Origin of the sequence: Sphaerospermopsis reniformis (assembly GCF_005402885.1) — a bacterium.
Lineage (GTDB): Bacteria > Cyanobacteriota > Cyanobacteriia > Cyanobacteriales > Nostocaceae > Sphaerospermopsis > Sphaerospermopsis kisseleviana.
Genome location: NZ_BJCE01000478.1, coordinates 1 through 1,356, shown reverse-complemented (window position 1 = coordinate 1,356; position 1,356 = coordinate 1). Strand labels below are relative to the sequence as shown.

1 protein-coding gene is annotated in these 1,356 nt (G+C 44.7%); it reads left to right on the top strand.

Features of this window, described 5'->3' with window-relative positions:
• Positions 1-365 precede the first annotated feature (365 nt).
• Positions 366-1,088, top strand: a complete 723-nt coding sequence (pgl, locus tag FFR48_RS27835) for a 6-phosphogluconolactonase (RefSeq protein WP_137669571.1) — start codon at positions 366-368, stop codon at positions 1,086-1,088.
• Positions 1,089-1,356 lie beyond the last annotated feature (268 nt).

The window sequence follows — 1,356 nt, the reverse complement described above, 5'->3', positions numbered from 1 at the left end:
GCTGGGGTAGAGTGTCTGCTGACTCGTGAATGGAGTCTGAGTACTGGTGACTGGGGACAGGTGTCTGCAGACTGGAGACTGGTGACTGGGGACTGGGGACTGGGGACTGGTGACTGGTGACTGGTGACTGGTGACTGGTGACTGGTGACTGGGGAAGAAAATTTTAGATTTTAGATTTTAGATTGGAGATCACAAAAACAATCCAAAATCCAAAATCCAAAATCCAAAATAAAAAACTTCTGCCTTCTGCCTCCTGCCTCCTGCCTCCTAACTCTGATGATGTTAAAAGTTTCAAAAGTTAAACTGGGAAATTGTCAGAAATTAGGTATTCTATTGCTGAAAGTCAGCTATGTGATGATGAACCCATGAACAAGAAGGTTGAAATTTTACCCGATCTCTCAGCTTTGGTAGCACGGGCGAGGGATTTGATTCTGTCCAAATTGGCCACTGCCATTCAAGAACGGGGACAATTTACTATTGCTTTGTCTGGTGGCAGCACACCTAAGCCTTTGTATGAAGCTATAGCCTCTTCAAACTTGCTTTGGGATAAAATTCATGTGTTCTGGGGAGATGAACGTTATGTACCACCAGATCACCCCGATAGCAATGAACTTATGGCGCGTCGTGCATGGTTAGATCGGGTTGCTATCCCAGCCGCTAATATTCACGCCATACCCACTTTATCAGCTAATCCAGCGGTAGATGCAGCTAAGTATGAACAGCATCTGCAAGAATTTTTCCATGCAGCACCGGGAAACTTTCCCCCATTGGATGTAGTTTTACTGGGAATGGGTGATGATGCCCACACTGCATCTTTGTTTCCTCATACAGAAGCTCTTAATGTACGCGATCGCTTGATTACTGTAGGTAACAAAGACGGTAATCCTCGCATCACTTTTACCTACCCATTCATCAACGCTGCACGGAGTGTAATTTTTTTGGCTGCTGGTGCTAATAAAAGACCTGCTTTAGCTCAAGTCTTCGCACCTACCGCTGATGATTTTACTTATCCATCTCGCTTGATTAAACCTCAAGGAGAATTGCTATGGCTGCTAGATGAAGCAGCAGGTTTAGAACTCAAACCCTAAATTAGTGAACAGGGAACAGGAAACAGGGAACAGGAAACAGGGAACAGGGAATAGGGAATAGGGAATAGGGAATAGGAAACATCAATTGCCTTTTGCCTTTTGCCTTTTGCTTTGTGCCACTGACAACTGATAACTGATAACTAGGGGTTGCTGAGAAAGTCTTTCCGTGAGGGCATAGGAGTCAGGAGTCAGGAGTCAGGAGTCAGGAGGAGATTGGAAAATTTCTTTGCCATCTCTTGAAATCCCAAAAAATGCACACTTTTTCCGG

What these genes read in the sequence shown, in the direction of transcription:
- pgl (WP_137669571.1), top strand. Translation starts at nt 366, where the DNA reads ATGAACAAGAAGGTTGAAATTTTACCCGATCTCTCAGCTTTGGTAGCA.